We start from the raw sequence: 25,378 nt of genomic DNA, 5'->3' as shown, positions 1-25,378 counted from the left end.
AATTTTTTTAGAAAGTTAATTTAAAGTTTAATCCGTACCTTCTTGAATTCCATGATGTAAGGTAATCTAGCCCTTGTGAGTTACCAACACCAAGGCTATTAAGTTCAGGGTCAAAGTTTACACTAGCTGGAGTATTAAAAGCTTTAACCCATAAGTTTTGACCAATTAATGATATAGTTAAACTTCCAAATGGTGTTTTATCTAAAAACTTTGAAGGCATTGCATAAGCTAAAGAAGCTTCTCTTAATCTTATGTGTGTGGCATCATATATTTTTAATTCATCAGTTCCAAAACCTATGTTGTTGAAATATGCTTCTGTTGCTGTTAATTGAATATCATTAGCAAGACCTGTTGACTGTCTAACACCTTCTAATATAATACCTTGAGTTCTGTCAAAATCTGTGTCTTCAACTAAACCTCTACCAACTAGAGATGCAACGGTAGTTGCATAGATATCTCCTCCGTGTTGGTATTCCCATTGCATGCTCAAACTTAAGTTTTTGTATTTAAAAGTGTTACCTAAAGTCATGAACCATTTTGGATTAGGATCACCTATTATCTGGTTTTCAGGATCTTGAATATAATAACCGTTTTCATTTACTAGACGGTTTCCTTCATCATCTTTTAAAACAGCGCTACCTAATATAACACCAAGTGGTTTATCATTAATTGCTTGATTTGACGGAGTTGTGAATATACCTCCAACGTAAATTTGTTCGCCATCTTCTAAACCTGTTACTAAACTTTCATTTATGGTATAATTACCATTAATACTCCATGAAAAGTTGGTTGTTTCAACAGGTGTTCCGTCAAAAGCAAGTTCAATACCTTTATTACTTACATTACCAACATTTACTGTTGTTGAAGTAAATCCAGTTTCCGGAGCTAATGGTCTGTCAATAATTTGATCTTTTGTTTCTTTATTGTAATACGTAAAATCAAAACCAAGTCTATTATTTAAAAATCTAGCCTCGATACCAACTTCATACTCTTTAGATAACTCTGGTTTTAAATCAATGTTAGCTAATGAATTATCTACACTTGTAGTGGTAATAGTAGTTCCGTCTGAAGTCTCAAATCGAGACGGATTTAAGTTTAAAACGTTTCTAGTTCTATATAATCCAGGAAATCCGGGAGCTGTTCCATAAGAAGCTCTAACTTTTAAATAGTTTAATCCTTTTTGAGTTCTAAGCTCTGGGAATGCTTCAGTAGGTATAAATGATACTGAAGTACTCCAAGAAAATTGAGAACGATTATCTGGTTCTAATCCAGAAAACCAGTCATTTCTTGCATTTCCAGAAACAAAAAGGTACCCTTCGTAATCTAAAGTAGTTGTAGCATAAACTGCAGGGTTGTTACTTTCTTCATAATATTGGTACGTAGCTGTGTTTGCCGGGAATAATGTGCCTTCTTGTATTGGACTGTGGTTTAGGTAGTTTCCATGGTTTTGTAAGCCAAATACAATTTGATCTCTACTTTCATTACCTATTCTATCAAATTCTGTTCTTCTGCTAGTTAAGCCAATTGTACCTAGAATTCCAATTTTTTCAGATAAGTCCGAGTCAAATGAAGCAAATAATGTATGGTCCCATATGGTACTTCTTTGACTTGTAGTTTGTAAATATCCATTTGGATGAAGTCCATCATTAGAACCTTTGTTAATAGATCTTTCAGTGTTTGTGAAACTATTATCTAGTGTTGTTCTCCAGTTTAAATTTATCCAATCATTTAATTCATAATTAACTACAAAATTACCAAAAACTCTATTAGTATTGTTTATATCTCTAGTGTTGTCAACAACCCATTGTGGATTAGTTCTGTCATTTCCACCTCTGTACCAAATACTTTCTCCGGTTACCGGATGTTGATATGGAAGAGTGATATCTACACTTCTTGGTAAATATAAAACATTCCAAATTGATGCAATTCCTCCAGTTCCAGCTGTAGAAGAAGTAACATCACTACCTGTTGAAGCATCTGTAAAAGGAGACTTAATATCTGTTTTGGCATAATTTAATTTTGCTGTTACAGTAAATTTATTGTCGAATTTATAAGAACCTCCAGCAGAAAAATTATTTCTAATCATTTTATTAGAAGGTATAAATCCTTGATCTTGAGTATTAGCATAAGATACACTATAATTTCCTTTTTCAAATCCACCAGCAGCAGTTAAAGAAGTTGTAGATATTGTTCCTGTTTTGAAAAAATCTTCTTGAGCATTGTAAGGTCTGTATTCTACTGTTGGAGAATCTAAATCTGTTCGATTAGGGAAAAGAACAGATGGTTCAACCCCAAAGTTATTTAAGATAGAAGTTCTAAATGCATTATCAATAGTATCTTGACTATCAAAACGAGAACCCCAGTTACTGAAAAATGCTCCGTATACGTTTTGAAATCCATTACCCCAAGTATCTTGGTAGTCTGGTAATACTATATCATTAAAAAATATAGATTGATTAACTGTAACTTCGAATTTTTTATTACTTCCAGCTCCTGTTTTTGTTGTTATTAAAATAACACCATTTCTTCCGGCACTACCATAGATAGCTGTAGCGCTCAAACCTTTTAATATACTTACGTTCTCAATGTTATTAGGATCTAAATCCGCAAATCTACTAGCTACATTTCCTGATTGAAAAGAACCAGAAGAACTATCTTGATTTGCCACATCTGAAGACGCATCAAATGGAATTCCATCAACTACAAATAATGGTTGATTATTCCCTGTAATTGAAGAAGCTCCCCTTATTATAATGTTTGAACCACTACCAGAGACACCACCAGTACCTGTAATTCTAACGCCGGCAGCTTTACCTCTTAAAATTTTACCAATGTCAGTATCAGCTCTAGATTCAATTTCTTCACTGGAAACTGTTGCTACAGCATAACCAAGTGCTTTTTTCTCTTGTTTAACACCTTGAGCTGTTACTACTACCTCGTCTAAGCTTTGTGCATCTTCAGTCATCTGAACATTTATTTCTAAACTTGTTCCAATGACTTTTTTTACTTCTTTTTGCCCTACATAGGTAAATAATAGAGTGCTTCCAGTGGAACCAGAGATTGAATAGTTTCCGTCAAAATCTGTTTGGGTTCCATTTGTTGTACCCATAATTACAATGTTAACTCCAGGTAATGGTAAACCGTCTTGGTCTGTAACTGTACCTGAAATCATTTTTTCTTGCGCAAATGTTAAATGCACAACAAACGCTAAAAGAAGCGTAAAGATTCCTTTTACTTTTGTTTTCATTTTTTGTTTTTATTAAAATTAGTCAAGACGAAAATCATAATTAAAAGTTAATTCTCCAAATTTTATTTAACTTAATATTATTTAAATTTTAACTTAATATTAATAAAGTTGAAATAACACTTATTTTTTATTCATATAGTTATTTTTAGGGATTTTATTGATTATTCGTTAATTGACTTTGGCGTTTTTAATTTTAGTTATAATATTTAGAGTAATTTCAAAGCCTTATATTTTGAATAAATACTTTTAGGTAACTAGTTATTACTGATGTAGATTTTAGATTTATTTTATGTTAAAATTTTAAGATAATTTATTTTTATTAAAAATAACCACTTCATTGTTTGAATATTAGCAAATAAACACTACATTTGCCGACCCTTAAAAGAGGGTAAGTTATATATAAGATACAATTATAGTATGCCAACAATTTCACAATTAGTACGAAAAGGAAGGGCCACGATTACTAAGAAGAGTAAATCGGCTGCTTTGGATTCGTGTCCTCAAAGAAGAGGGGTTTGTACTCGTGTTTACACAACTACACCAAAAAAACCTAACTCTGCAATGCGTAAAGTTGCAAGGGTAAGGTTGACAAATGGTAAAGAGGTAAATGCTTACATCCCTGGAGAAGGACATAACCTCCAAGAGCACTCGATAGTATTAGTAAGGGGCGGAAGAGTTAAGGATTTACCAGGTGTTAGGTATCATATTGTTAGAGGTGCTTTGGATACAGCAGGTGTTGCTGGAAGAACTCAACGTAGATCTAAGTATGGTGCTAAAAGACCTAAGAAGTAATCAAGCTTTAAACAGAAACAATGAGAAAAAAACAGGCTAAAAAGAGACCTCTTTTACCGGATCCAAGATTTAATGATCAGTTAGTGACGCGTTTTGTTAACATGATGATGTGGGATGGTAAAAAGTCTATAGCGTACAAAGTATTCTATGATGCAATCGATATTGTAGAAGAAAAGAAAACAGACGAAGAAAAAACGGCTTTAGAGATTTGGAAGGATGCGCTTTCAAATGTTATGCCTCATGTAGAGGTGAGAAGTAGAAGAGTTGGAGGTGCTACATTCCAAATTCCGATGCAGATTAGACCGGATAGAAAAATATCGACAGCAATGAAGTGGTTAATTAGTTTTGCTCGTAAGAGAAACGAGAAAGCTATGTCTCAAAAACTTGCTGGTGAAATATTAGCGGCTGCTAAAGAAGAAGGAGCTGCGGTTAAGAAAAGAACGGATACTCACAAAATGGCGGAAGCAAATAAAGCTTTCTCTCACTTTAGATTTTAATTATCAGAAATGGCTAGAGATTTAAAATTTACTAGAAATATAGGTATTGCTGCTCATATTGATGCAGGTAAAACTACAACGACTGAGCGTATACTTTTTTATACAGGTGTGAGTCATAAAATAGGTGAGGTGCATGATGGTGCGGCTACTATGGATTGGATGGAGCAAGAGCAAGAACGTGGTATTACTATTACTTCTGCGGCTACGACTTGTACATGGAAATTTCCACTTGAAAATGCAAAACCATTACCTAGTACTAAGGATTATCACTTTAATATTATTGATACTCCGGGTCACGTTGATTTTACGGTTGAAGTAAACCGTTCGTTACGTGTGTTGGATGGTTTGGTTTTCTTATTTAGTGCTGTTGATGGTGTTGAACCGCAATCAGAAACTAACTGGAGACTTGCTGATAACTATAAAGTTCCAAGAATCGGTTTTGTTAACAAAATGGATAGACAGGGGTCTAATTTCTTAAATGTGTGTAAGCAGGTTAAAGAGATGTTGGGTTCTAATGCAGTTCCAATTGTTTTGCCTATAGGTGAAGAGGCTGATTTTAAAGGTGTTGTAGATTTAGCTAAGAATAGAGCTATTGTATGGCATGAAGATAACTTCGGGGCGACATTTGATGTTGTTGATATTCCTGAAGATATGAAAGCTGAGGTAAAGGAGTATAGAGCTGCTTTAATTGAAGCTGTGGCTGAATATGATGAGGAGTTAATGGAGAAATTTTTTGAAGATGAAGACTCTATTACTGAGGAAGAAGTTCACGCTGCGTTAAGAGCTGCTGTTATGGATAGAGCGATCATTCCTATGATTTGTGGTTCTTCGTTTAAGAATAAAGGTGTTCAGTTTTTGTTAGATGCTGTATGTCGTTACTTACCGTCTCCTATTGATAAGGATGATATTGTAGGTACTGATCCTGATACTGGTGAGCAGATTACTCGTAAGCCAGATGTTAAGGAGCCTTTTGCTGCATTGGCATTTAAAATTGCTACGGATCCTTTTGTTGGTCGTTTAGCATTCTTTAGAACGTATTCAGGTCGTTTAGATGCTGGTTCTTATATATTGAATAACCGTTCTGGTAAAAAAGAACGTATTTCTAGAATTTACCAAATGCATTCTAATAAGCAAAATGCTATCGATTTTATCGAAGCTGGAGATATTGGTGCGGCTGTAGGTTTTAAAGATATTAAGACTGGTGATACTATGTCTGCTGAAAAGCATCCGATTATTTTAGAGAGTATGGATTTTCCAGACCCTGTAATTGGTATTGCTGTTGAGCCTAAAACTAAGGCTGACGTTGATAAGTTAGGTATGGCTTTAGCTAAATTAGCAGAAGAAGATCCGACTTTCCAAGTTAAAACAGATGAAGCTTCAGGTCAAACGATTATATCTGGTATGGGTGAGCTTCACTTAGATATTATTGTTGATCGTTTAAAGCGTGAGTTTAAAGTTGATGTAAGTCAAGGGCAACCTCAGGTTGAATATAAAGAAGCTGTAACTAAAACTGCTGCACATAGAGAAACTTATAAGAAGCAATCTGGTGGTCGTGGTAAGTTTGGTGATATTGTATTTGAGATGGGTCCTGCTGATTCTGATTTCGAAGGCGAAGGTTTGCAATTCGTTGATGAAATTAAAGGTGGTCGTATTCCAAAAGAATTTATTCCTTCTGTACAGAAAGGTTTTGAAATTGCAATGAAAGCTGGTCCTTTAGCGGGTTATGAAATGGATACTATGAAAGTGGTATTAAAAGATGGATCTTTCCACCCTGTGGATTCTGATGCTTTATCTTTTGAATTAGCTGCTAAGATGGGTTATAAGGCTGCTGGTAAAGCTGCTGGAGCTGTTATTATGGAGCCTGTTATGAAAATTGAGGTTCTTACGCCTGAGGAAAACATGGGTGATATAGTTGGTGATTTAAACAGAAGAAGAGGTACTATTAGTAACATGAGTGATAGAGCTGGAGCGAAAGCTATTAAAGGTGAAGTTCCATTATCTGAAATGTTTGGGTATGTTACATCTTTGAGAACTATGTCTTCTGGTAGAGCAACTTCTACTATGGAATTTTCACACTACGCAGAAACACCTTCAAATATATCTGAAGAAGTTATTAAAGCCGCAAAAGGAGAATAATCGCTTAATTTTAGCAAAATGAGTCAAAAAATTAGAATAAAACTAAAATCATACGATTATAACTTAGTGGATAAATCTGCTGAGAAGATCGTTAAAACTGTAAAAACTACAGGTGCTGTTGTAACTGGACCAATTCCATTACCAACTCATAAAAAAATATTTACTGTATTGCGTTCTCCTCACGTTAACAAAAAGTCGAGAGAGCAATTTCAATTAAGTTCTTATAAGAGACTTTTAGATATTTACAGTTCTTCTTCAAAAACTATTGATGCTCTAATGAAATTAGAGTTGCCAAGTGGTGTTGAAGTTGAGATAAAAGTATAATTACCTCTCGCAATCAATTTATTGGTTGCGGGTTACATGTCCTGAGCGTTTCGCAAGGGAAAAACGGAAAAAATAAAATCAGGGTCGATTTATTTTTGACCCTTATTTTTTGCAAAATAAATAAATAAGTTAATACTAATTAATTAAATTAAATATGTCTGGGTTAATAGGAAAGAAAGTAGGCATGACTAGTATTTTCGATGAAAACGGTAAAAATATGCCGTGTACGGTAATCGAAGTAGGTCCATGTGTAGTTACCCAAGTCAGAACCTTAGAGGTTGACGGGTATAGTGCTCTTCAGCTTGGTTTCGATGACAAGGCAGAAAAACGTGCAAATAAGGCCGAAGCAGGTCATTTTAAAAAAGCAGGTGTTTCTCCAAAGAAAAAAGTCATTGAATTCCGAGATTTTGAAGGAGATTACAAATTAGGTGACACCATTGGTGCTGACCTTTTTGAAGAAGGAGAATTTGTTGATGCAGTTGGAACATCAAAAGGTAAAGGTTTTCAAGGTGTTGTTAAAAGACATGGTTTCGGTGGTGTAGGTCAAGCTACTCACGGTCAGCATAACAGACTTAGGGCTCCTGGTTCGGTTGGTGCGGCTTCTTATCCTGCTCGTATCTTTAAAGGTATGAGAATGGCAGGAAGAATGGGTGGAGATAGAGTAACTGTTCAAAACCTTAAAGTATTAAAAGTAGTACCAGAAAAAAACCTTATAGTTTTAAAAGGTTGTGTACCTGGTCATAAGAACGCTTACGTAACTATTGAAAAGTAATGAAGGTAGCAGTTTTAGATATTAAAGGAAAAGAAACAGGTAGAAAGGTTGAGCTTTCTGATTCTGTTTTCGCAATAGAGCCTAATAAACATGCTGTTTATTTAGATGTTAAACAGTATTTGGCGCACCAAAGACAAGGTACGCACAAGGCTAAAGAAAGAGCTGAAATAGCTGGTAGTACAAGAAAGATTAAAAAACAAAAAGGTACAGGTACTGCTCGTGCGGGTAGTATTAAATCTCCAGTTTTTAGAGGTGGTGGTCGTATTTTTGGCCCTAGACCAAAAGACTACAAGCAAAAATTGAATAAAAACTTAAAACGATTAGCTAGAAAATCTGCTTTAACAATTAAGTCGGGTGAGAAAGCAATTGTTGTTGTTGAAGACTTCAATTTTGAAGCTCCAAAAACAAAAGATTTCAAGAATGTTTTAAAGTCTTTAGGCTTAGAAAATAAAAAATCTTTATTTGTGTTGGGTGAATCAAATAATAATGTATATTTGTCGTCACGCAATTTGAAAGGTTCTGAAGTTGTAACAAACTCAGAATTAAGCACTTATAAAATTTTAAATGCTAACAGTATTGTGCTTTTAGAAGGTTCTCTAGAAGGAATTGAATCGAATTTAACAAAATAATGTAATCATGAGTGTGTTAATAAAGCCTATTATTACTGAAAAAATGACTTCAGATAGTGAGTTGTATAACCGTTATGGTTTCATTGTGAATCCTAATGCGAATAAGCTTCAGATTAAAGAAGCTGTTGAGTCAACTTACGGAGTTTCGGTAAATAAAGTTAGAACAATGAATTACGGGCCTTCAAGAAAGACTCGTTATACAAAGACCGGAGTGCAACATGGTAAATCAAATGCTTATAAAAAAGCAATTATCGATGTAGCTGAAGGAGATATAATTGATTATTACAGTAATCTATAATAACTAAAGACAAAAAATGTCAGTTAGAAAATTAAAACCAATCACTCCAGGACAGCGTTTTAGAGTAGTAAACGGATTCGACGCGATTACTACTGATAAGCCGGAGAAGAGCTTGCTTGCTCCGTTAAAAAAGTCCGGAGGTAGAAACAGTCAAGGTAAGATGACTATGCGCCATAAAGGTGGTGGTCATAAGAGAAGGTATCGTGTTATTGATTTCAAAAGAGATAAGCAAGGTGTTGCTGGTGTCGTTGAGTCAATTCAATATGATCCAAACAGAACAGCATTCGTTGCTTTAGTGAAGTATGCTGATGGAGAAAAGAGGTATGTAATAGCTCAAAATGGTATGCAAGTTGGTCAGGAGATTACTTCTGGTTCAGATGCAACTCCTGAAATTGGAAATGCGCTTCCTTTGAGTGTTATTCCTTTGGGAACTATTATTTCTTGTATAGAACTACGTCCTGGTCAAGGTGCTGTTATGGCAAGAAGTGCAGGTACTTTTGCTCAGTTAATGGCGAGAGATGGTAAATTTGCTACGGTAAAATTACCTTCAGGTGAAACTAGATTAATTTTAGTTTTATGTTTGGCTACTATCGGAGCGGTTTCTAATTCTGATCATCAATTATTAGTATCTGGTAAAGCAGGTAGAAGTAGGTGGTTAGGTAGAAGGCCAAGAACTAGACCAGTAGCAATGAACCCTGTCGATCATCCAATGGGTGGTGGTGAAGGTAGAGCTTCAGGTGGTCATCCAAGATCTAAGAACGGTATTCCTGCAAAAGGATTTAGAACTCGTTCTAAGACTAAGGCTACAAATAGATATATATTAGAACGTAGAAAGAAATAAAAAGTAAAAAGAAATGGCACGTTCACTGAAAAAAGGACCTTACGTTCACTTTAGTTTAGAAAAAAAAGTTCAACAGAATATTGATTCTGGTAAAAAGACAGTTGTTAAAACATGGTCTAGAGCTTCAATGATAACACCAGATTTTGTTGGTCAAACTATCGCTGTTCATAATGGTAGACAATTTGTTCCTGTATTTGTTACAGAGAATATGGTTGGTCATAAATTAGGAGAATTTTCACCAACTAGATCTTTTAGAGGTCATGGTGGTTCGAAAAATAAAGGTAAAAAGTAAGCTATGGGAGTTCGTAAAAAACAAATGGCCGAAAGAATAAAGGCAGAGAAAAAGCAAATTGCTTTTGCAAAATTGAATAACTGTCCTACATCACCTAGAAAAATGCGTTTAGTTGCGGATTTAGTTAGAGGTGTACAAGTTGAAAAAGCATTAGCTATTTTAAAATTCAATTCTAAAGAAGCTTCTCGTAAATTAGAGAAATTACTTTTATCTGCAATTGCAAATTGGCAATCTAAGAATGAAGATGCTAGTATTGAAGATGCTGATCTTTTTATCAAGGAAATTAGAGTTGATAGTGGGGCTATGTTAAAAAGACTTAGACCTGCTCCTCAAGGTAGAGCACACAGAATTAGAAAACGTTCCAATCATGTTACATTAGTATTGGATTCTAACAATAACGTACAAAGCTAAAGTATGGGACAGAAGACAAATCCAATTGGAATTCGTTTAGGTATTATCAGAGGATGGGAATCTAACTGGTATGGTGGAAACGACTACGGTGATAAATTGGCCGAAGATAATAAAATTAGAAAATACGTTCATGCACGTTTAGCAAAGGCTAGTGTGTCAAGAGTAATTATTGAACGTACTTTAAAGTTAATCACTATAACTATTACAACTGCAAGACCAGGTATCATTATTGGTAAAGGTGGTCAAGAAGTTGATAAGTTAAAAGAAGAGCTTAAGAAGATTACAGGAAAAGAAGTTCAAATTAATATTTTTGAAATTAAAAGACCTGAATTAGATGCAAATCTAGTTGCTGCTAGTGTTGCTCGTCAAATTGAAAATAGAATTTCTTTTAGACGTGCTATAAAAATGGCTATTGCTGCTGCAATGCGTATGAATGCAGAAGGTATTAAAATTCAAATTTCTGGACGTTTGAATGGTGCTGAAATGGCACGTTCTGAATCTTATAAAGATGGAAGAATACCATTATCGACTTTTAGAGCTGATATTGATTATGCTTTACATGAAGCACATACTACTTATGGTAGATTAGGTATCAAGGTGTGGATTATGAAAGGTGAGGTTTATGGTAAGAGAGATTTATCTCCTTTAGTTGGTATGGAAAAAAGCCAAGGAAATAAAGGTGGAAATAAGGATGGTAACAAGAAGCCACGTCGTAGAAAGTAATTTTTAAAGAAGTAGAAAAATGTTACAACCAAAAAGAACCAAGTTTCGTAAGACACAGAAGGGTAGAATGAAAGGGATCTCTGGAAGAGGTCATCAGCTTTCAAATGGTATGTTCGGTATAAAATCTTTGGAAACAAGTTTTATTACGTCAAGACAGATAGAAGCGGCTCGTATTGCTGCAACTAGATATATGAAAAGAGAAGGGCAAATGTGGATTAAAATTTTCCCAGACAAGCCAATTACTAAAAAGCCATTAGAAGTACGTATGGGTAAAGGTAAAGGTGCTCCTGAATATTTTGTTGCTGCGGTATTGCCTGGTAGAATTATGTTCGAAATTGCTGGTGTATCTCAAGATGTTGCAAAAGAGGCTTTACGTCTTGCTGCTCAGAAATTACCTGTGAAAACAAAGTTTATTGTTGCTAGAGATTATTCAGCTTAATTTTAATTGTAAGATATTATGAAACAATCAGAAGTAAAGGAATTATCTGTTGAGGATTTATCTGTTAAGTTAGCAGAAGCCAAAAAGCAGCATTCAGATTTGAAAATAGCTCACAGCGTTACACCGCTTGAGAATCCACTACAGGTCAGAAAAGTGAGAAGAACTGTAGCTAGATTAGCGACAGAATTAACTAAAAGGGATAACCAATAACTGGTTCTGCTTTATGGAAAAAAGAAACTTAAGAAAAGAGAGAGTAGGAGTTGTTACTAGTAACAAAATGGAGAAATCAATTGTGATTTCGGAAGTTAAGCGAGTAAAACACCCTATGTACGGAAAGTTCGTATTAAGAACTAAAAAATATGTTGCACACGATGAGAAAAACGATTGCAATATTGGTGATACAGTAAAAATAATGGAGACTCGTCCATTGAGTAAAACCAAATGTTGGAGATTAGTTGAAATCATTGAAAGAGCTAAATAATTATGTTACAGCAAGAATCAAGATTAAAAGTAGCTGATAATACTGGGGCAAAAGAAGTTTTGACTATTAGAGTATTAGGTGGTACAAAGAGAAGATACGCTTCTGTAGGAGATAAGATTGTAGTTTCTGTTAAGGAATCTACTCCAAATGGTACAATAAAAAAAGGTGCCGTTTCTACTGCAGTAGTTGTTAGAACTAAAAAAGAAGTAAGAAGACAAGATGGTTCTTACATTCGTTTTGATGATAATGCATGTGTATTATTGAACCCAACGGGTGAGATGAGAGGAACACGTGTATTTGGTCCTGTAGCTAGAGAACTTCGTGATAAGCAGTTCATGAAGATTGTTTCATTAGCTCCTGAGGTGCTATAACATTTAGAATACAGATGAAAAAGCTAAAAATAAAAGTAGGAGATACAGTAAGAATCGTAGCTGGAGACCATAAAGGTGTTGAAGGTAAGGTTATGAAGGTTGATTTTGATAAAAACAAGGCAATTGTTGAAGGAGCTAACTTAGTTTCTAAACATGAAAAGCCAAGTGCAAAAAATCCTCAAGGTGGTATCGTAAAGAAAGAAGCTCTTATTCATATATCTAATCTATCATTGATAGATGCTAAAGGAACCGCTACAAGAGTTGGTTACGAAGTTAGAGATGGTAAAAAGGTAAGATTTTCTAAAAAATCTAATGAAGTAATATAGTTATGGCTTACGTTACAAGGTTAAAAAAAGAATATAATGAGCGTGTTATTGGCGCTCTTAAAGAGGAGTTTGGGTATAAGAATATCATGCAAGTTCCTAAATTAGAAAAAATAGTAGTTAGTAGAGGTGTTGGTGCTGCTGTAGCTGATAAAAAGTTAATTGATCATGCGGTTGAAGAGCTTACAACTATCACAGGTCAAAAATCTATTGCTACAATGTCTAAAAAGGATGTTGCTTCTTTCAAACTTAGAAAAGGAATGCCAATTGGGTGTAAAGTTACTTTAAGAGGTGAAAGAATGTATGAGTTTCTTGATCGTTTAGTTACTAGTGCACTTCCAAGAGTTAGGGATTTTCAAGGTATTAAAGCTACTGGTTTTGATGGTCGTGGTAATTATAACTTAGGTGTTACTGAACAAATAATTTTTCCTGAGATAAATATTGATAAAATCAATAGAATTAATGGAATGGATATTACCTTTGTAACATCTGCACAAACAGATAAAGAGGCTAAATCATTATTAACTCAATTAGGATTACCTTTTAAAAAGAAATAGTATGGCTAAAGAATCAATGAAAGCCCGTGAGGTTAAAAGAGAAAAAACTGTAGCTAAATATGCTGAGAAAAGAAAAGCTTTGAAAGAAGCTGGTGATTACGAAGCATTACAAAAATTACCTAGAAATGCTAATCCAGTTCGTTTGCATAATAGATGTAAATTAACAGGAAGACCTAGAGGTTATATGAGAACTTTTGGTATCTCACGTGTGACTTTTAGAGAGATGGCTAATCAAGGTTTAATACCAGGTGTTAAAAAAGCAAGCTGGTAGTCAATTAAGAGTATAAACTGGTTTCAGGTTTGGCAATTGTGCTGAAAACCGTTACTGCAAATTAATAAATATGGTAACAGATCCAATTTCGGATTATTTAACTCGAATTAGAAATGCCAGCAGAGCTGGTCATAGAATAGTAGATATTCCTGCTTCTAATTTGAAAAAAGAAATAACTAAAATATTATTCGAGCAAGGATATATTTTAAGTTATAAATTTGAGCCAAACAAGGTTCAGGGAACGGTAAAAATAGCTTTGAAGTATGATAAGTTAACTAAAGAACCCGTTATTAAAAAAATTATGCGTATAAGTAAGCCAGGTCTACGTAAGTATGCTGGTTCTGCTGATTTACCAAGAGTACTTAACGGACTGGGTATTGCAATTGTTTCTACTTCTCATGGAGTTATGACAAGTAAGCAAGCTAAGCTAGAAAAAGTTGGTGGTGAAGTATTATGTTATGTTTATTAATACTATAAAGATTTAAGAAATGTCTAGAATAGGTAATAATCCAGTAGCGATCCCAGATGGGGTAACCGTTGAGGTAAAAGAAAACATACTAACTGTAAAAGGAAAATTAGGAGAATTAACTCAAGAATTTTCAGCAGTAGAAGTAAAAGTAGAAGAAGGTCAAGTTTTAGTAACTAGACCATCAGATTCTAAAGAACATAAAGCTAAGCATGGCTTATATAGATCACTTATCAATAACATGATAGATGGTGTGTCTAAAGGTTGGACTAAAGAGCTTGAGCTTGTAGGTGTAGGTTACCGTGCAAGTAATCAAGGTCAAAAGTTAGATTTAGCATTAGGTTTTTCACATAATATAGTTATTGATTTAGCTCCTGAAGTTAAAATCGAAACAATATCTGAAAAAGGTAAAAACCCAATCGTAAAATTAACATCATTTGACAAGCAATTAGTGGGGCAAGTAGCTGCTAAAATCAGATCTTTCCGTAAGCCAGAGCCTTACAAAGGAAAAGGTATTAAGTTTGTAGGTGAACAATTAAGAAGAAAAGCTGGTAAATCAGCATAATAATTAAGAGATTATGGGATTATCAAAAACAGAAAGAAGACTTCGAATTAAAAGAAGAATACGCAAAGTTTCTTTTGGTACAGCTGAAAGACCAAGATTAGCGGTTTTTAGAAGTAACAAAGAAATCTATGTACAAGTAATAGATGATAATAAAGGTGTAACGTTAGTAGCGGCATCTTCAAGAGATAAAGATATAGCAGGAACTAAAGGGACTAAGTCTGAAATAGCAACTTTAGTAGGTAAAACTATCGCTGAAAAAGCACAAAAAGCAGGTGTTGAAGCTGTTGCTTTTGATAGAGGTGGTTGTTTATATCACGGTAGAGTAAAATCATTAGCTGAAGGAGCTAGAGAAGCAGGACTTAAATTCTAAATATATATGTACCAGAAATACAGAAACGTAGAACTTGTAAAACCAGGAGGTCTTGATTTAAAAGATCGTTTGGTAGGTGTACAAAGGGTAACTAAAGTAACAAAAGGTGGTAGAGCCTTCGGATTCTCTGCTATTGTTGTTGTTGGTGATGAAAATGGTGTAGTTGGTCAAGGTTTAGGTAAGTCTAAAGAAGTTGCTACAGCTATTGCTAAAGCGATTGAAGACGCTAAGAAAAATTTGATTAGAATACCTTTAAATAAAGGGACTATTCCTCATGAGCAAAAAGGTAAATTTGGAGGGGCTAGAGTTTATATTCAGCCAGCTTCACATGGTACAGGTGTTATTGCTGGTGGTGCTGTTAGAGCGGTACTTGAAGCAGTAGGTGTGCATGATGTACTTTCTAAGTCTCAAGGATCTTCAAATCCACATAATGTTGTTAAAGCTACTTTTGATGCTTTATTGCAAATAAGAGATGCTAAAACAGTTGCTACTCAAAGAGGAATTTCTCTTGAAAAAGTTTTTAAGGGATAAATTAAGATATTATGGCAAAAGTTAAAGTTAAACAAGTGAAGAGTGGTATTAAAAAACCATTAAACCAAAAGAGAACTCTTGAGGCACTTGGATTAAAAAAAATAGGACAAGTTGTAGAGCATGAAAATACTCCTAGTGTTATGGGTATGATTGCTAAAGTTAATCACTTAGTTTCAACTGAGGAAGCTTAAAAAATTATATAAAGATGAATTTAAATAGTTTAAAACCGGCTGAAGGAGCTACACAACGTGCAGGTAAAATTGTAGGTCGTGGACAAGGTACTGGTAAAGGTGGTACTGCTACTAGAGGTCATAAAGGTGCTAAATCTAGATCTGGTTATTCTAAAAAGATTGGTTTTGAAGGTGGTCAAATGCCTTTACAAAGACGAGTTCCTAAATTTGGTTTTACAAATATCAATAGAAAAGAATACGCAGGTATTAATCTTGATAAATTACAATTATTAGTTGATAATGGTGTAATTAAAGATGCTGTTAACTTAGATGTTTTTATTGAAAACGGATTAACAAGAAAATCTGATTTGGTTAAAATATTAGGTGGAGGTGAATTAAAAGCTTCCTTAAAAGTTACTGCACATAAATTTACTGCTACTGCAAAAGCTGCTATTGAAGCTGCTGGTGGCGAAGCAATAAGTTTATAAAAATATACTATGAAGAAATTTTTCGAGACATTATCTAATATTTGGAAGATAGAGGAATTAAAAGGAAGAATCCTTGTAACTCTTGGTTTGTTGTTAGTTTATAGATTTGGTGCGCAAATTGCGTTACCAGGTATTGATACTGCGCAATTAGGAGCTTTATCTTCAGGAACGGAAAATGGAATCTTTGGAATATTAAATGCATTTACAGGAGGAGCCTTTGCGAAGGCTTCTGTTTTTGCATTAGGTATTATGCCTTATATTTCAGCCTCTATTGTTGTTCAATTGATGGGTATCGCTATCCCTTATTTGCAGAAATTGCAAAAAGAAGGTGAGAGTGGTAGAAAAACTATCAATCAAATTACAAGATGGTTGACTATTGGTATATGTATATTACAGGCTCCGACTTATTTATTAGGTTTGGGTCAGTTTGGTGTTCCAGATAGTGCATTCGTTTTAGGAAAAGGATTAGATTTTATGATTCCTTCTGTAATTATATTAGTTACAGGTACTGTTTTTGCAATGTGGTTAGGTGAAAAAATTACTGATAAAGGTATTGGTAATGGTATTTCATTATTAATTATGGTTGGTATTATTGCTAACTTACCTCAATCATTTGCACAAGAAGCTATTTCTAGATGGGATGGTACTGGTGGTCCAATGTTAGTTTTAGTAGAAATTATTATTTGGTTTGTTGTTATCTTATTATGTGTTTTATTGGTTATGGCTACACGTCAAATTCCAGTTCAATATGCAAGAAGATCTGCTTCTGGTGGATATGAAAAAGATGCAATGGGAACTAGACAATATATTCCATTAAAGTTAAATGCTTCTGGTGTTATGCCAATAATATTTGCTCAAGCAATTATGTTTGCTCCGGGTTTAATTGGTCAGACATTTAATGAAACTGCTTGGGGTCAATGGTTAGAAGTTCAATTTCAAGATATATTCGGATTAGCATATAATTTATTATTTGCTTTCTTAATTATAGTATTCACATACTTTTATACAGCTATTACTGTTCCAACAAATAAAATGGCTGACGATCTAAAACGTAGTGGTGGATTTATACCTGGAGTAAGACCAGGAGTTGAAACTGGAGACTTCTTAGATAAAATTATGTCTTTAATTACGTTACCTGGATCTATTTTCTTAGCTTTGCTCGCTATTTTACCAGCAATCATTGTTAGTTTGTTGGATGTACAGGCAGGTTGGGCTATGTTTTACGGCGGTACATCACTATTAATTATGGTTGGGGTGGCAATAGATACAGTTCAACAAGTTAATTCGTATTTATTAAATCGTCATTATGATGGTTTAATGAAAACAGGTAAAAATAGAAAAGTAGCATAAGTTATGGCTAAACAGGCAGCAATAGAGCAAGATGGTAGCATAATTGAAGCATTGTCAAACGCAATGTTTCGTGTAGAGTTAGAAAATGGGCATGTTGTTACAGCACATATTTCTGGTAAAATGCGTATGCATTATATAAAATTACTTCCAGGTGATAAGGTTAAATTAGAAATGAGCCCTTATGATTTAAGTAAAGCAAGAATTACATATAGATATTAAGATAAGACGATGAAAGTAAGAGCATCATTAAAGAAAAGAAGTGCCGACTGCAAAATTGTTCGCAGAAAAGGTAGATTGTACGTAATAAACAAAAAGAATCCTAGATTTAAACAAAGACAAGGGTAGTTATGGCAAGAATTGCAGGTGTAGATATACCAAAACAAAAAAGAGGGGTTATAGCACTTACTTACATTTTCGGTGTAGGTAATAGTAGAGCTAAAGAAATTTTAGCAAATGCCCAAGTTAGTGAAGATACTAAGGTTTCTGATTGGAACGATGACGAGATTTCTCGTATTCGTGAGGCTGTTTCAGCTTTTACAATTGAAGGAGAATTACGTTCTGAAACTCAGTTAAGCATCAAACGTTTAATGGATATCGGATGTTATAGAGGTATTCGTCATAGATCTGGTCTTCCTTTAAGAGGACAAAGAACTAAAAACAACTCTAGAACTAGAAAAGGTAAAAGAAAAACTGTTGCAAACAAGAAAAAAGCAACTAAATAAAAATTAGACAGTAGTCAATTAGTATTTGGACGTTAGAAGAATCTGTTTGAAATGTAAAAGTTTAGGATTCCAATAACTAAGAACTAACAACTAGAAACTAAAAAATTATGGCAAAGTCAAATACAAAAGTAACAAAGAAACGTAAGGTTATTGTTGAGTCTGTTGGTGAAGCTCACGTTACAGCATCTTTTAACAACATAATCATTTCTTTGACAAACAAAAAAGGTGATGTTATTTCTTGGTCTTCAGCAGGTAAAATGGGCTTTAGAGGTTCTAAAAAGAACACACCATATGCTGCTCAAGTAGCTGCAGAAGATTGTGCTAAAGTAGCACATGAAGCAGGGTTAAGAAAAGTAAAAGTTTACGTTAAAGGTCCAGGTAATGGTAGAGAATCTGCTATTAGATCTTTACATAATGCAGGAATTGAAGTTACAGAGATTATTGATGTTACTCCAATGCCACATAATGGATGTAGACCACCAAAAAGAAGAAGAGTTTAAGTTTAAATTTTTCCGGAATCCCGGAAATTATATTTCACAGAAAGTATTGTTACGATTATCGAAGGATAAGCCTTAATTCATAATCATACTTTCAAATTATTAGAAAATGGCAAGATATACAGGACCAAAAACTAAAATTGCTCGTAAATTTGGCGAGGCAATCTTCGGAGATGATAAATCTTTCGAAAAAAGAAATTTCCCTCCAGGACAACACGGAAACGCTAGACGTCGTGGAAAAAAATCAGAATATGCTGTTCAATTAATGGAAAAGCAAAAAGCTAAATATACTTATGGTATTTTAGAAAAGCAATTCCGTAATATATTTGCTTCTGCAAAGAGAAAAGATGGTGTAACTGGTGAAATTTTACTTCAATTATGTGAATGTCGTTTAGATAACGTAGTTTACAGAATGGGTATTTCTAACTCAAGAAGTGGTGCGAGACAATTAGTTTCTCACAGACATATCACTGTAAATGGTGAGTTAGTTAACATTCCATCTTACTCGCTTAAAGCGGGCGATGTAGTTGGTGTTAGAGAAAAATCTAAATCTATTTCTACAATTCAAGATTCGTTAGCTGCTAATAGTAGTGTATTCGAATGGATTACTTGGAACACTGAAAAAATGGAAGGTACTTTTGTGACTGTTCCAGAAAGACTTCAAATTCCAGAAAACATCAAAGAACAATTAATCGTCGAGTTATACTCTAAATAATAAACAACACTAATCCAATTATGGCATTATTTAATTTTCAGAAACCCGATAAAGTAATAATGATCGATTCTACAGATTTCGAAGGGAAATTTGAATTCCGCCCTTTAGAGCCTGGTTATGGATTGACTGTTGGTAACGCATTAAGAAGAGTATTACTTTCTTCATTAGAAGGTTTTGCTATTACATCTATAAGAATAGATAAAGTTGAGCATGAATTTTCTGTTGTATCTGGTATCGTTGAAGATGTAACTGAAATTATTTTGAATTTAAAACAAGTACGTTTTAAAAGACAAATAGAAGATGTAGATTCTGAAACGGTTTCTATTTCTGTTAGTGGTAAAAATCAACTTACTGCTGGAGATTTTCAAAAATTTATCTCTGGTTTTCAAGTTTTAAACCCTGATTTAGTAATCTGTAATATGGATGCTAAAGTTAACTTCAATATGGAGTTAGTTATTGAAAAGGGTAGAGGTTATGTTCCTGCTGACGAAAATAAAAAATCAGGTGCTCCATTAGGTACTATTGCTATTGATTCTATCTTTACACCTATTAAAAATGTAAAATATAGTATTGAAAACTTTCGTGTAGAACAGAAGACAGATTACGAAAAATTAGTTTTCGAAATTGAATCTGATGGTTCTATTACACCTAAAGATGCATTAACAGAAGGTGCTAAAGTATTAATACACCACTTTATGTTATTCTCAGACGAGCGTATTACTCTTGAGGCTGACGAGATTGCACAGACAGAAACGTATGATGAAGAGTCATTACATATGCGTCAGTTATTAAAAACAAAATTAGTTGATATGGACTTATCTGTTCGTGCACTAAATTGTTTAAAAGCTGCTGAAGTTGATACTCTTGGTGATTTAGTTTCTTTCAACAAAAATGATTTAATGAAGTTTAGAAACTTTGGTAAAAAATCATTGACAGAGCTTGAGGAACTTGTAATTAATAAAGGTTTAAGTTTCGGAATGGACTTGTCAAAATATAAATTAGATAAAGATTAAATAATAATTTTACTTCTGTTAGATGAGATAAACTCTGATAAGGAAGAAAAAGATAAACAATAATGAGACACGGTAAAAAAGTTAATCATTTAGGTAGAAAAAAAGCACATAGAGTTGCAATGCTTGCAAATATGGCTTGTTCCCTAATTGAGCACAAAAGAATCAATACCACTGTGGCTAAAGCCAAAGCTTTAAAACAGTTTGTAGAGCCATTGATTACAAAGGCTAAAGTTGAAAACAACCAAACAGTTGAAAAGGGAACTCACAATAGACGTGTAGTTTTTAAAAACCTTAGAGATAAGTATGCTGTAACAGAATTATTTGGCCAAGTTGCAGAAAAAGTTGCTGATCGTCCAGGTGGTTACACTAGAATTATCAAATTAGGAACTCGTTTAGGTGATAATGCTGATATGGCAATGATTGAGTTAGTAGATTTCAATGAACTTTACAACGCATCTAAAACACCTGCTAAGAAAACTACTAGAAGAAGTAGAGCTAAAAAGACTGAAGATGCACCTGTTTCAGAAGCACCAGCAGAAACTAAATCAGAAGAATAGATAATGAATTTTGATTTATAATATTATTGAAAAAGGATAAGTTGAAAAGCTTATCCTTTTTTTTATGTTTTTTTTGGAGGGAATATTATAAAGTATACGTGATTGAATTAATATGTTAGATTTTCTAAACCCTTCATAAATTAACAAGTAAGTATTTAAGCTTACTTATTTTTAAATTATTTTTGTCAAACTATAATATAGATTAATACAGAATGAAATATCAAACTAGAAAAAAAGCACTAATTCTTTTATCTGACGGAACTGTTTTTCATGGTAAGGCAGTTGGTGATAAAGAAGGAACAGCCTTTGGAGAGGTTTGTTTTAATACAGGTATGACTGGTTATCAAGAGATTTTTACAGATCCTTCATATTTTGGTCAGCTTATGGTAACTACTAATGCTCATATTGGTAATTATGGTACTGCATCTGAAGAAATTGAATCTGAATCAGTAAAAATTGCAGGATTAATTTGTAAAAATTTCAGTTATAATTACTCAAGAGCTGAAGCAGATTTAAGTCTTGAAGATTTTTTAGGTAATAATAATTTATTAGCAATTTCGGATGTTGATACTCGTGCATTAGTAAGTTATATTAGAGATAATGGGGCTATGAATGCTGTTATTTCTACTGATGTTGATAATTTGGAAGGGCTTAAAAAGCAATTAGCAGAAGTTCCTAGTATGGAAGGTTTAGAGTTAGCTTCTCAAGTTTCTACTAAAGAACCTTATTTTTATGGTGATGAAGATGCTACTTATAAAATTGCGGCTTTAGATATAGGCATTAAAAAGAACATACTTAGAAACTTAGCTAAAAGAGATGCTTATATTAAAGTATACCCTTTTAATAGTAGTTTTGAAAATATGAAAGACTTTGATGCTGATGGTTATTTTATATCAAATGGTCCTGGTGATCCAGAACCTTTAAATGACGCTATTAATACAGCCAAAGATATTATTGCTGAAAACAAACCTTTATTTGGTATCTGTTTAGGTCATCAAGTTATTGCTCTAGCAAATGGTATTTCAACTTATAAAATGCATAATGGTCATAGAGGAATTAATCATCCAATAATGAACTTGCAAACAGGTAAGGGTGAAATTACATCTCAAAATCATGGTTTTGCTATTAATAGAGAAGAAACTGAAGCGAATGAAAATGTTGAAGTTACTCACGTGCATTTAAATGATAAGACAGTTGCGGGTATAAAAATGAAAGATAAAAATGTTTTTTCTGTACAATATCACCCAGAGGCTAGTCCTGGACCACATGATGCTGATTATTTATTTGATCAGTTTTTTGATATGATAAAAACTAAAGCTAACTAAAACGTTATAGTTTAAATTTAGGTTATTTGTCACAGTTTTTAGGGTGTTGTGGCTATTTTCTAACACCTTACTTTTGTATATTTACAGCGATTTAAACATAAATTCAAAATTAAAAATATGAGTATCATAATTAACATTCATGCAAGGCAGATTTTAGATTCAAGAGGTAATCCTACGGTTGAAGTAGATGTAATTACTGAAAATGGAGTATTAGGTAGAGCGGCAGTTCCATCTGGAGCTTCTACTGGTGAGCATGAAGCTGTTGAGTTAAGAGATGGTGGTAAAGCATTTATGGGTAAAGGTGTTACAAAAGCGGTTGCTAATGTAAATACTGATATCGCTGAAGAAATTATTGGCATGTCTGTTTTTGAGCAAAATCTTATCGATCAAACTATGATAGATTTAGATGGTACTCCAAACAAATCTAAATTAGGAGCTAATGCAATTTTAGGTGTTTCTTTAGCAGTTGCTAAAGCAGCGGCAGCAGAATTGTCTATGCCTTTATATAGATACGTTGGTGGTGTAAGTGCAAATACTTTACCAGTACCAATGATGAATATTATTAATGGTGGTTCTCACTCTGATGCACCTATTGCTTTTCAAGAATTTATGGTAATGCCAGTTAAGGCGGCATCTTTTTCTCATGCAATGCAAATGGGAACTGAGATTTTTCATAACTTAAAGAAAGTATTACACGATAGAGGTTTAAGTACAGCTGTTGGTGATGAAGGTGGTTTTGCACCAAATTTAGCTGGTGGTACTGAAGATGCTTTAGATACTATTGCAAAAGCGGTTGATAAGGCGGGTTATAAATTAGGTGATGATGTTATGATTGCATTAGATTGTGCTGCTGCAGAATTTTATGTTGATGGTAAATATGACTATACTAAGTTTGAAGGTGAAACAGGTGTAATTAGAACTTCTGAAGAGCAAGCACAATACTTAGCTGATTTATCAACTAAATATCCTATTATTTCTATTGAAGATGGTATGGATGAGAATGACTGGGATGGATGGAAATCTTTAACAGAAAAAATCGGTGATAAAGTTCAATTAGTTGGTGATGATTTATTTGTTACTAATGTAGAGCGTTTATCTAAAGGTATTGAGAATGCAACTGCAAACTCTATACTTATTAAAGTTAACCAAATAGGTACACTTACTGAAACTATTGCAGCTGTAAATATGGCTAAAAATGCTGGGTATACTTCAGTAATGTCTCACCGTTCAGGGGAAACAGAAGATAATACTATTGCTGATTTAGCTGTAGCTTTAAATACAGGACAAATTAAAACAGGTTCAGCTTCAAGATCTGATAGAATGGCAAAATATAACCAATTACTTAGAATTGAAGAAGAATTAGGTGATATGGCATATTACCCACAAGAAAAAGCGTTTAAATTAAGCTAATATTTACGTTTTGATAATATAAAAAAGCCTTTCTGTAATTAGAAAGGCTTTTTTTTGTTAATTATATAAAATCTTTAACTTTTTAAAGAATTAAATAATTATATTGATGTATGTAATCAAAAATTCATTTTTATAAAAAACCATGTATGAATAATTTTCTTTTTGTTGCTGCTGAAAATGATGCAATAGCCAAATGCAAAGCAGGTGGTATGGGTGATGTTGTTAGAGATGTGCCACGCCAAATATCAGAAAGAAGAGATAGTGTGCATACTGTTGTGCCTTCATACTCTAGACTACATAAAGAAGGTGAGTTTGTTGAGAATTTATATTTTTACTTAAGAGGTGTTGAGTATACTGCAGAACTTTACAAAGTTGCACCAAAAAAAGAATATGATAATTTGTCATATTACGTAATACATCATCCAGAGATAGAAGCTGGTGATATAGCTCACATTTATCATAACGATCCAGAAGAGCCTTTTTATACAGATGCTATTAAATACATTATATTTTGCACAGCTGTCGCTCAGGCCGTAAAACAGAATGCATTTGGTACGGTTGATATTATTCATTTGCATGATTGGCATTCAAGCTTAATTCTGTTTTTAAGAGAATATCATCATGAGTACACTATTTTAAAACAATCAAGAATTGTCTACACCATTCATAATTTAGCAATACAGGGTATCAGACCTTTTGGAGGTAATTATTCATCAATGGAAAATTGGTTTCCTGATATTCCATTAGACTATGAGCGTTTACTAGATTACCGTTACAGAGACTGTATTAATTTAATGGCTGTAGGTGTTCGTTTTGCTGATGCTGTGCATACTGTTTCACCATCATACAAAGAGGATGTCTTAAAGCCAAGTAATCCTCCAGTGTTTATTGGAGGTGAAAATGTAGAGTATGATTTGCAGGTTGCAGATAATGAAGGACGTTTGTTTGGTATATTAAATGGTTCTAATTACAAAAATATAAGAGCAGCAAAAAAAGGAAGGTTATATAGAAATATTGTAAAAGCACTTTTTTGTTGGTTGCAAGAAGAATCTAAAAAATATAAGTCAGATTTTTTAGCCCATACAGGAGAAAAAATAATGACTTATGTAGATCAGAAACCAGGTTTTATTGTCTCAAGTGTTGCTAGGTTAACAGAACAGAAATTTTACTTTTTTAAACATTCTCCTGATGCATTTGTTCGTATTCTTGAAAAGCTTAAAAAAGAGAACGGAATTTTCATGCTTTTAGGAACTGGAGCTCCAGAATATGAAGAAATGTTTCGTAAAATAAGTTATGAGCACGATAACTTTATTTTCACCAATGGACAGTCAGAAGATTTAATTGATAGTATTTATTTGGAGTCTGATTTATACTTTATGCCAAGTTTATTTGAACCTTGTGGTATAAGTCAAATGTTGGCAATGCGGAATGGTCACCCGTGTTTGGTTCATTATACGGGTGGATTAAAAGATACTGTAAAACACCTAAAAACGGGTTTTGTTTTCGATGGAAATTCCACAGAAGAGAAAATAGAAAATATGATTGAATCTTTCGATATTGTGCTTGATATTTTCAAGAATGATAAAATTAAGTGGTCAAAAATTAAAGCAAACGCAAAAAAAGAACGATTTACTTGGGAAAAATCGGTCGATGAATACTACAAATTATTATATGCTATAACGATATAGCAAGTAAAAAGGCTTTTCTGGTTTAGAATAACTATTTTATTATAACTTTTGTTAATAAAACAACAAATGAGTTTTTTTGAATTGTGAATCATTGGTCTTTTTCTTAA

General features: G+C 33.5%; 36 protein-coding genes. 35 read left to right on the top strand and 1 reads right to left on the bottom strand.

What is annotated here, in order from left to right:
- Positions 1–7: 7 nt before the first annotated feature.
- Positions 8–3,247 (bottom strand): SusC/RagA family TonB-linked outer membrane protein, encoded by a 3,240-nt coding sequence (locus KO500_RS11525; protein ID WP_215956697.1) that lies wholly within the window; start codon positions 3,245–3,247, stop codon positions 8–10.
- A gap of 417 nt (positions 3,248–3,664) precedes the next feature.
- Between KO500_RS11525 and rpsL the strand changes: the two genes are divergently transcribed.
- From rpsL to KO500_RS11350, 35 genes are all read left to right on the top strand, one after another.
- Positions 3,665–4,039, top strand: coding sequence for a 30S ribosomal protein S12 (gene rpsL, locus KO500_RS11520; protein WP_013305196.1), 375 nt, complete (start codon positions 3,665–3,667; stop codon positions 4,037–4,039).
- Between the two features lie 20 nt (positions 4,040–4,059).
- Positions 4,060–4,536 (top strand): 30S ribosomal protein S7, encoded by a 477-nt coding sequence (gene rpsG, locus KO500_RS11515; RefSeq protein WP_215956696.1) that lies wholly within the window; start codon positions 4,060–4,062, stop codon positions 4,534–4,536.
- A 9-nt stretch (positions 4,537–4,545) separates the two neighbouring features.
- Positions 4,546–6,672, top strand: coding sequence for an elongation factor G (gene fusA / locus KO500_RS11510; protein WP_215956695.1), 2,127 nt, complete (start codon positions 4,546–4,548; stop codon positions 6,670–6,672).
- 18 nt (positions 6,673–6,690) lie between these two features.
- The gene (gene rpsJ, locus KO500_RS11505) at positions 6,691–6,996 is read left to right on the top strand and encodes a 30S ribosomal protein S10 (protein WP_008613600.1); all 306 of its coding nucleotides are present in this window, start codon (positions 6,691–6,693) and stop codon (positions 6,994–6,996) included.
- Positions 6,997–7,150: 154 nt separating this feature from the next.
- The gene (gene rplC / locus KO500_RS11500; protein ID WP_215956694.1) at positions 7,151–7,768 is read left to right on the top strand and encodes a 50S ribosomal protein L3; all 618 of its coding nucleotides are present in this window, start codon (positions 7,151–7,153) and stop codon (positions 7,766–7,768) included.
- The gene (gene rplD / locus KO500_RS11495; RefSeq protein WP_215956693.1) at positions 7,768–8,397 is read left to right on the top strand and encodes a 50S ribosomal protein L4; all 630 of its coding nucleotides are present in this window, start codon (positions 7,768–7,770) and stop codon (positions 8,395–8,397) included. The genes rplC and rplD overlap by 1 nt, the downstream gene beginning before the upstream one ends.
- A gap of 7 nt (positions 8,398–8,404) precedes the next feature.
- Positions 8,405–8,695 (top strand): 50S ribosomal protein L23, encoded by a 291-nt coding sequence (rplW, locus tag KO500_RS11490; RefSeq protein ID WP_215956692.1) that lies wholly within the window; start codon positions 8,405–8,407, stop codon positions 8,693–8,695.
- Between the two features lie 16 nt (positions 8,696–8,711).
- Positions 8,712–9,536 (top strand): 50S ribosomal protein L2, encoded by an 825-nt coding sequence (rplB, locus tag KO500_RS11485; RefSeq protein WP_215956691.1) that lies wholly within the window; start codon positions 8,712–8,714, stop codon positions 9,534–9,536.
- A gap of 13 nt (positions 9,537–9,549) precedes the next feature.
- On the top strand, positions 9,550–9,828 hold the full coding sequence (gene rpsS, locus KO500_RS11480; protein ID WP_215956690.1) for a 30S ribosomal protein S19: 279 nt from the start codon (positions 9,550–9,552) through the stop codon (positions 9,826–9,828).
- Positions 9,829–9,831: 3 nt separating this feature from the next.
- The gene (gene rplV, locus KO500_RS11475; protein WP_215956689.1) at positions 9,832–10,239 is read left to right on the top strand and encodes a 50S ribosomal protein L22; all 408 of its coding nucleotides are present in this window, start codon (positions 9,832–9,834) and stop codon (positions 10,237–10,239) included.
- 3 nt (positions 10,240–10,242) lie between these two features.
- Positions 10,243–10,962, top strand: a complete 720-nt coding sequence (gene rpsC, locus KO500_RS11470) for a 30S ribosomal protein S3 (RefSeq protein ID WP_215956688.1) — start codon at positions 10,243–10,245, stop codon at positions 10,960–10,962.
- A gap of 19 nt (positions 10,963–10,981) precedes the next feature.
- Positions 10,982–11,401, top strand: a complete 420-nt coding sequence (gene rplP / locus KO500_RS11465) for a 50S ribosomal protein L16 (protein WP_215956687.1) — start codon at positions 10,982–10,984, stop codon at positions 11,399–11,401.
- An 18-nt stretch (positions 11,402–11,419) separates the two neighbouring features.
- Positions 11,420–11,611 carry a 50S ribosomal protein L29 gene (rpmC, locus tag KO500_RS11460; protein ID WP_215956686.1) on the top strand — a complete coding sequence of 64 codons (192 nt, stop codon included), beginning with the start codon at positions 11,420–11,422 and terminating at the stop codon, positions 11,609–11,611.
- Between the two features lie 13 nt (positions 11,612–11,624).
- Positions 11,625–11,882, top strand: a complete 258-nt coding sequence (gene rpsQ, locus KO500_RS11455; RefSeq protein WP_047416265.1) for a 30S ribosomal protein S17 — start codon at positions 11,625–11,627, stop codon at positions 11,880–11,882.
- Between the two features lie 2 nt (positions 11,883–11,884).
- Positions 11,885–12,253 carry a 50S ribosomal protein L14 gene (rplN, locus tag KO500_RS11450; protein WP_215956685.1) on the top strand — a complete coding sequence of 123 codons (369 nt, stop codon included), beginning with the start codon at positions 11,885–11,887 and terminating at the stop codon, positions 12,251–12,253.
- Positions 12,254–12,267: 14 nt separating this feature from the next.
- Entirely contained in the window at positions 12,268–12,579 is a 312-nt protein-coding gene (gene rplX, locus KO500_RS11445) for a 50S ribosomal protein L24 (RefSeq protein WP_215956684.1), read from the top strand.
- Between the two features lie 2 nt (positions 12,580–12,581).
- Positions 12,582–13,133 (top strand): 50S ribosomal protein L5, encoded by a 552-nt coding sequence (gene rplE / locus KO500_RS11440; RefSeq protein ID WP_215956683.1) that lies wholly within the window; start codon positions 12,582–12,584, stop codon positions 13,131–13,133.
- A 1-nt stretch (position 13,134) separates the two neighbouring features.
- Complete coding sequence (rpsN, locus tag KO500_RS11435; protein WP_215956682.1) at positions 13,135–13,404, top strand: 30S ribosomal protein S14; 270 nt, start codon at positions 13,135–13,137, stop codon at positions 13,402–13,404.
- Positions 13,405–13,474: 70 nt separating this feature from the next.
- Positions 13,475–13,873, top strand: coding sequence for a 30S ribosomal protein S8 (rpsH, locus tag KO500_RS11430; RefSeq protein ID WP_215956681.1), 399 nt, complete (start codon positions 13,475–13,477; stop codon positions 13,871–13,873).
- Positions 13,874–13,892: 19 nt separating this feature from the next.
- Positions 13,893–14,435 (top strand): 50S ribosomal protein L6, encoded by a 543-nt coding sequence (rplF, locus tag KO500_RS11425; RefSeq protein ID WP_215956680.1) that lies wholly within the window; start codon positions 13,893–13,895, stop codon positions 14,433–14,435.
- A 13-nt stretch (positions 14,436–14,448) separates the two neighbouring features.
- Positions 14,449–14,805 (top strand): 50S ribosomal protein L18, encoded by a 357-nt coding sequence (gene rplR, locus KO500_RS11420; RefSeq protein WP_215956679.1) that lies wholly within the window; start codon positions 14,449–14,451, stop codon positions 14,803–14,805.
- A 6-nt stretch (positions 14,806–14,811) separates the two neighbouring features.
- Positions 14,812–15,336 (top strand): 30S ribosomal protein S5, encoded by a 525-nt coding sequence (gene rpsE, locus KO500_RS11415; protein WP_215956678.1) that lies wholly within the window; start codon positions 14,812–14,814, stop codon positions 15,334–15,336.
- A gap of 11 nt (positions 15,337–15,347) precedes the next feature.
- Complete coding sequence (rpmD, locus tag KO500_RS11410) at positions 15,348–15,527, top strand: 50S ribosomal protein L30 (protein WP_215956677.1); 180 nt, start codon at positions 15,348–15,350, stop codon at positions 15,525–15,527.
- Between the two features lie 14 nt (positions 15,528–15,541).
- On the top strand, positions 15,542–15,994 hold the full coding sequence (rplO, locus tag KO500_RS11405; RefSeq protein WP_215956676.1) for a 50S ribosomal protein L15: 453 nt from the start codon (positions 15,542–15,544) through the stop codon (positions 15,992–15,994).
- Between the two features lie 9 nt (positions 15,995–16,003).
- Positions 16,004–17,344 (top strand): preprotein translocase subunit SecY, encoded by a 1,341-nt coding sequence (secY, locus tag KO500_RS11400; protein ID WP_215956675.1) that lies wholly within the window; start codon positions 16,004–16,006, stop codon positions 17,342–17,344.
- 3 nt (positions 17,345–17,347) lie between these two features.
- Entirely contained in the window at positions 17,348–17,563 is a 216-nt protein-coding gene (infA, locus tag KO500_RS11395) for a translation initiation factor IF-1 (protein ID WP_013751343.1), read from the top strand.
- A gap of 9 nt (positions 17,564–17,572) precedes the next feature.
- On the top strand, positions 17,573–17,689 hold the full coding sequence (ykgO, locus tag KO500_RS11390) for a type B 50S ribosomal protein L36 (protein WP_010181906.1): 117 nt from the start codon (positions 17,573–17,575) through the stop codon (positions 17,687–17,689).
- 2 nt (positions 17,690–17,691) lie between these two features.
- Positions 17,692–18,066 (top strand): 30S ribosomal protein S13, encoded by a 375-nt coding sequence (rpsM, locus tag KO500_RS11385; RefSeq protein ID WP_215956674.1) that lies wholly within the window; start codon positions 17,692–17,694, stop codon positions 18,064–18,066.
- Between the two features lie 107 nt (positions 18,067–18,173).
- A complete protein-coding gene (rpsK, locus tag KO500_RS11380) occupies positions 18,174–18,566 on the top strand; it encodes a 30S ribosomal protein S11 (protein WP_215956673.1) in 393 nt (130 codons plus the stop codon).
- A 106-nt stretch (positions 18,567–18,672) separates the two neighbouring features.
- The gene (rpsD, locus tag KO500_RS11375) at positions 18,673–19,278 is read left to right on the top strand and encodes a 30S ribosomal protein S4 (RefSeq protein WP_215956672.1); all 606 of its coding nucleotides are present in this window, start codon (positions 18,673–18,675) and stop codon (positions 19,276–19,278) included.
- A 20-nt stretch (positions 19,279–19,298) separates the two neighbouring features.
- Positions 19,299–20,291, top strand: coding sequence for a DNA-directed RNA polymerase subunit alpha (locus KO500_RS11370; protein ID WP_215956671.1), 993 nt, complete (start codon positions 19,299–19,301; stop codon positions 20,289–20,291).
- Between the two features lie 62 nt (positions 20,292–20,353).
- On the top strand, positions 20,354–20,848 hold the full coding sequence (gene rplQ, locus KO500_RS11365; protein ID WP_215956670.1) for a 50S ribosomal protein L17: 495 nt from the start codon (positions 20,354–20,356) through the stop codon (positions 20,846–20,848).
- A 212-nt stretch (positions 20,849–21,060) separates the two neighbouring features.
- Entirely contained in the window at positions 21,061–22,173 is a 1,113-nt protein-coding gene (carA, locus tag KO500_RS11360) for a glutamine-hydrolyzing carbamoyl-phosphate synthase small subunit (RefSeq protein ID WP_215956669.1), read from the top strand.
- A 117-nt stretch (positions 22,174–22,290) separates the two neighbouring features.
- Positions 22,291–23,583, top strand: coding sequence for a phosphopyruvate hydratase (gene eno / locus KO500_RS11355; RefSeq protein ID WP_215956668.1), 1,293 nt, complete (start codon positions 22,291–22,293; stop codon positions 23,581–23,583).
- Between the two features lie 146 nt (positions 23,584–23,729).
- Positions 23,730–25,271 carry a glycogen synthase gene (locus KO500_RS11350; protein ID WP_215956667.1) on the top strand — a complete coding sequence of 514 codons (1,542 nt, stop codon included), beginning with the start codon at positions 23,730–23,732 and terminating at the stop codon, positions 25,269–25,271.
- Positions 25,272–25,378: the final 107 nt, after the last annotated feature.

The sequence above is a fragment of the Cellulophaga baltica genome (genome assembly GCF_018861125.1).
GTDB lineage: Bacteria > Bacteroidota > Bacteroidia > Flavobacteriales > Flavobacteriaceae > Cellulophaga > Cellulophaga baltica_A.
This window is presented reverse-complemented; position numbering and strand designations above follow the sequence as displayed.

Bases quoted from the DNA above. Each gene is read 5' to 3' on its own strand.
- KO500_RS11525 (WP_215956697.1), bottom strand. From the start codon at position 3,247: ATGAAAACAAAAGTAAAAGGAATCTTTACGCTTCTTTTAGCGTTTGTT.
- rpsL (WP_013305196.1), top strand. From the start codon at position 3,665: ATGCCAACAATTTCACAATTAGTACGAAAAGGAAGGGCCACGATTACT.
- rpsG (WP_215956696.1), top strand. From the start codon at position 4,060: ATGAGAAAAAAACAGGCTAAAAAGAGACCTCTTTTACCGGATCCAAGA.
- fusA (WP_215956695.1), top strand. From the start codon at position 4,546: ATGGCTAGAGATTTAAAATTTACTAGAAATATAGGTATTGCTGCTCAT.
- rpsJ (WP_008613600.1), top strand. From the start codon at position 6,691: ATGAGTCAAAAAATTAGAATAAAACTAAAATCATACGATTATAACTTA.
- rplC (WP_215956694.1), top strand. From the start codon at position 7,151: ATGTCTGGGTTAATAGGAAAGAAAGTAGGCATGACTAGTATTTTCGAT.
- rplD (WP_215956693.1), top strand. From the start codon at position 7,768: ATGAAGGTAGCAGTTTTAGATATTAAAGGAAAAGAAACAGGTAGAAAG.
- rplW (WP_215956692.1), top strand. From the start codon at position 8,405: ATGAGTGTGTTAATAAAGCCTATTATTACTGAAAAAATGACTTCAGAT.
- rplB (WP_215956691.1), top strand. From the start codon at position 8,712: ATGTCAGTTAGAAAATTAAAACCAATCACTCCAGGACAGCGTTTTAGA.
- rpsS (WP_215956690.1), top strand. From the start codon at position 9,550: ATGGCACGTTCACTGAAAAAAGGACCTTACGTTCACTTTAGTTTAGAA.
- rplV (WP_215956689.1), top strand. From the start codon at position 9,832: ATGGGAGTTCGTAAAAAACAAATGGCCGAAAGAATAAAGGCAGAGAAA.
- rpsC (WP_215956688.1), top strand. From the start codon at position 10,243: ATGGGACAGAAGACAAATCCAATTGGAATTCGTTTAGGTATTATCAGA.
- rplP (WP_215956687.1), top strand. From the start codon at position 10,982: ATGTTACAACCAAAAAGAACCAAGTTTCGTAAGACACAGAAGGGTAGA.
- rpmC (WP_215956686.1), top strand. From the start codon at position 11,420: ATGAAACAATCAGAAGTAAAGGAATTATCTGTTGAGGATTTATCTGTT.
- rpsQ (WP_047416265.1), top strand. From the start codon at position 11,625: ATGGAAAAAAGAAACTTAAGAAAAGAGAGAGTAGGAGTTGTTACTAGT.
- rplN (WP_215956685.1), top strand. From the start codon at position 11,885: ATGTTACAGCAAGAATCAAGATTAAAAGTAGCTGATAATACTGGGGCA.
- rplX (WP_215956684.1), top strand. From the start codon at position 12,268: ATGAAAAAGCTAAAAATAAAAGTAGGAGATACAGTAAGAATCGTAGCT.
- rplE (WP_215956683.1), top strand. From the start codon at position 12,582: ATGGCTTACGTTACAAGGTTAAAAAAAGAATATAATGAGCGTGTTATT.
- rpsN (WP_215956682.1), top strand. From the start codon at position 13,135: ATGGCTAAAGAATCAATGAAAGCCCGTGAGGTTAAAAGAGAAAAAACT.
- rpsH (WP_215956681.1), top strand. From the start codon at position 13,475: ATGGTAACAGATCCAATTTCGGATTATTTAACTCGAATTAGAAATGCC.
- rplF (WP_215956680.1), top strand. From the start codon at position 13,893: ATGTCTAGAATAGGTAATAATCCAGTAGCGATCCCAGATGGGGTAACC.
- rplR (WP_215956679.1), top strand. From the start codon at position 14,449: ATGGGATTATCAAAAACAGAAAGAAGACTTCGAATTAAAAGAAGAATA.
- rpsE (WP_215956678.1), top strand. From the start codon at position 14,812: ATGTACCAGAAATACAGAAACGTAGAACTTGTAAAACCAGGAGGTCTT.
- rpmD (WP_215956677.1), top strand. From the start codon at position 15,348: ATGGCAAAAGTTAAAGTTAAACAAGTGAAGAGTGGTATTAAAAAACCA.
- rplO (WP_215956676.1), top strand. From the start codon at position 15,542: ATGAATTTAAATAGTTTAAAACCGGCTGAAGGAGCTACACAACGTGCA.
- secY (WP_215956675.1), top strand. From the start codon at position 16,004: ATGAAGAAATTTTTCGAGACATTATCTAATATTTGGAAGATAGAGGAA.
- infA (WP_013751343.1), top strand. From the start codon at position 17,348: ATGGCTAAACAGGCAGCAATAGAGCAAGATGGTAGCATAATTGAAGCA.
- ykgO (WP_010181906.1), top strand. From the start codon at position 17,573: ATGAAAGTAAGAGCATCATTAAAGAAAAGAAGTGCCGACTGCAAAATT.
- rpsM (WP_215956674.1), top strand. From the start codon at position 17,692: ATGGCAAGAATTGCAGGTGTAGATATACCAAAACAAAAAAGAGGGGTT.
- rpsK (WP_215956673.1), top strand. From the start codon at position 18,174: ATGGCAAAGTCAAATACAAAAGTAACAAAGAAACGTAAGGTTATTGTT.
- rpsD (WP_215956672.1), top strand. From the start codon at position 18,673: ATGGCAAGATATACAGGACCAAAAACTAAAATTGCTCGTAAATTTGGC.
- KO500_RS11370 (WP_215956671.1), top strand. From the start codon at position 19,299: ATGGCATTATTTAATTTTCAGAAACCCGATAAAGTAATAATGATCGAT.
- rplQ (WP_215956670.1), top strand. From the start codon at position 20,354: ATGAGACACGGTAAAAAAGTTAATCATTTAGGTAGAAAAAAAGCACAT.
- carA (WP_215956669.1), top strand. From the start codon at position 21,061: ATGAAATATCAAACTAGAAAAAAAGCACTAATTCTTTTATCTGACGGA.
- eno (WP_215956668.1), top strand. From the start codon at position 22,291: ATGAGTATCATAATTAACATTCATGCAAGGCAGATTTTAGATTCAAGA.
- KO500_RS11350 (WP_215956667.1), top strand. From the start codon at position 23,730: ATGAATAATTTTCTTTTTGTTGCTGCTGAAAATGATGCAATAGCCAAA.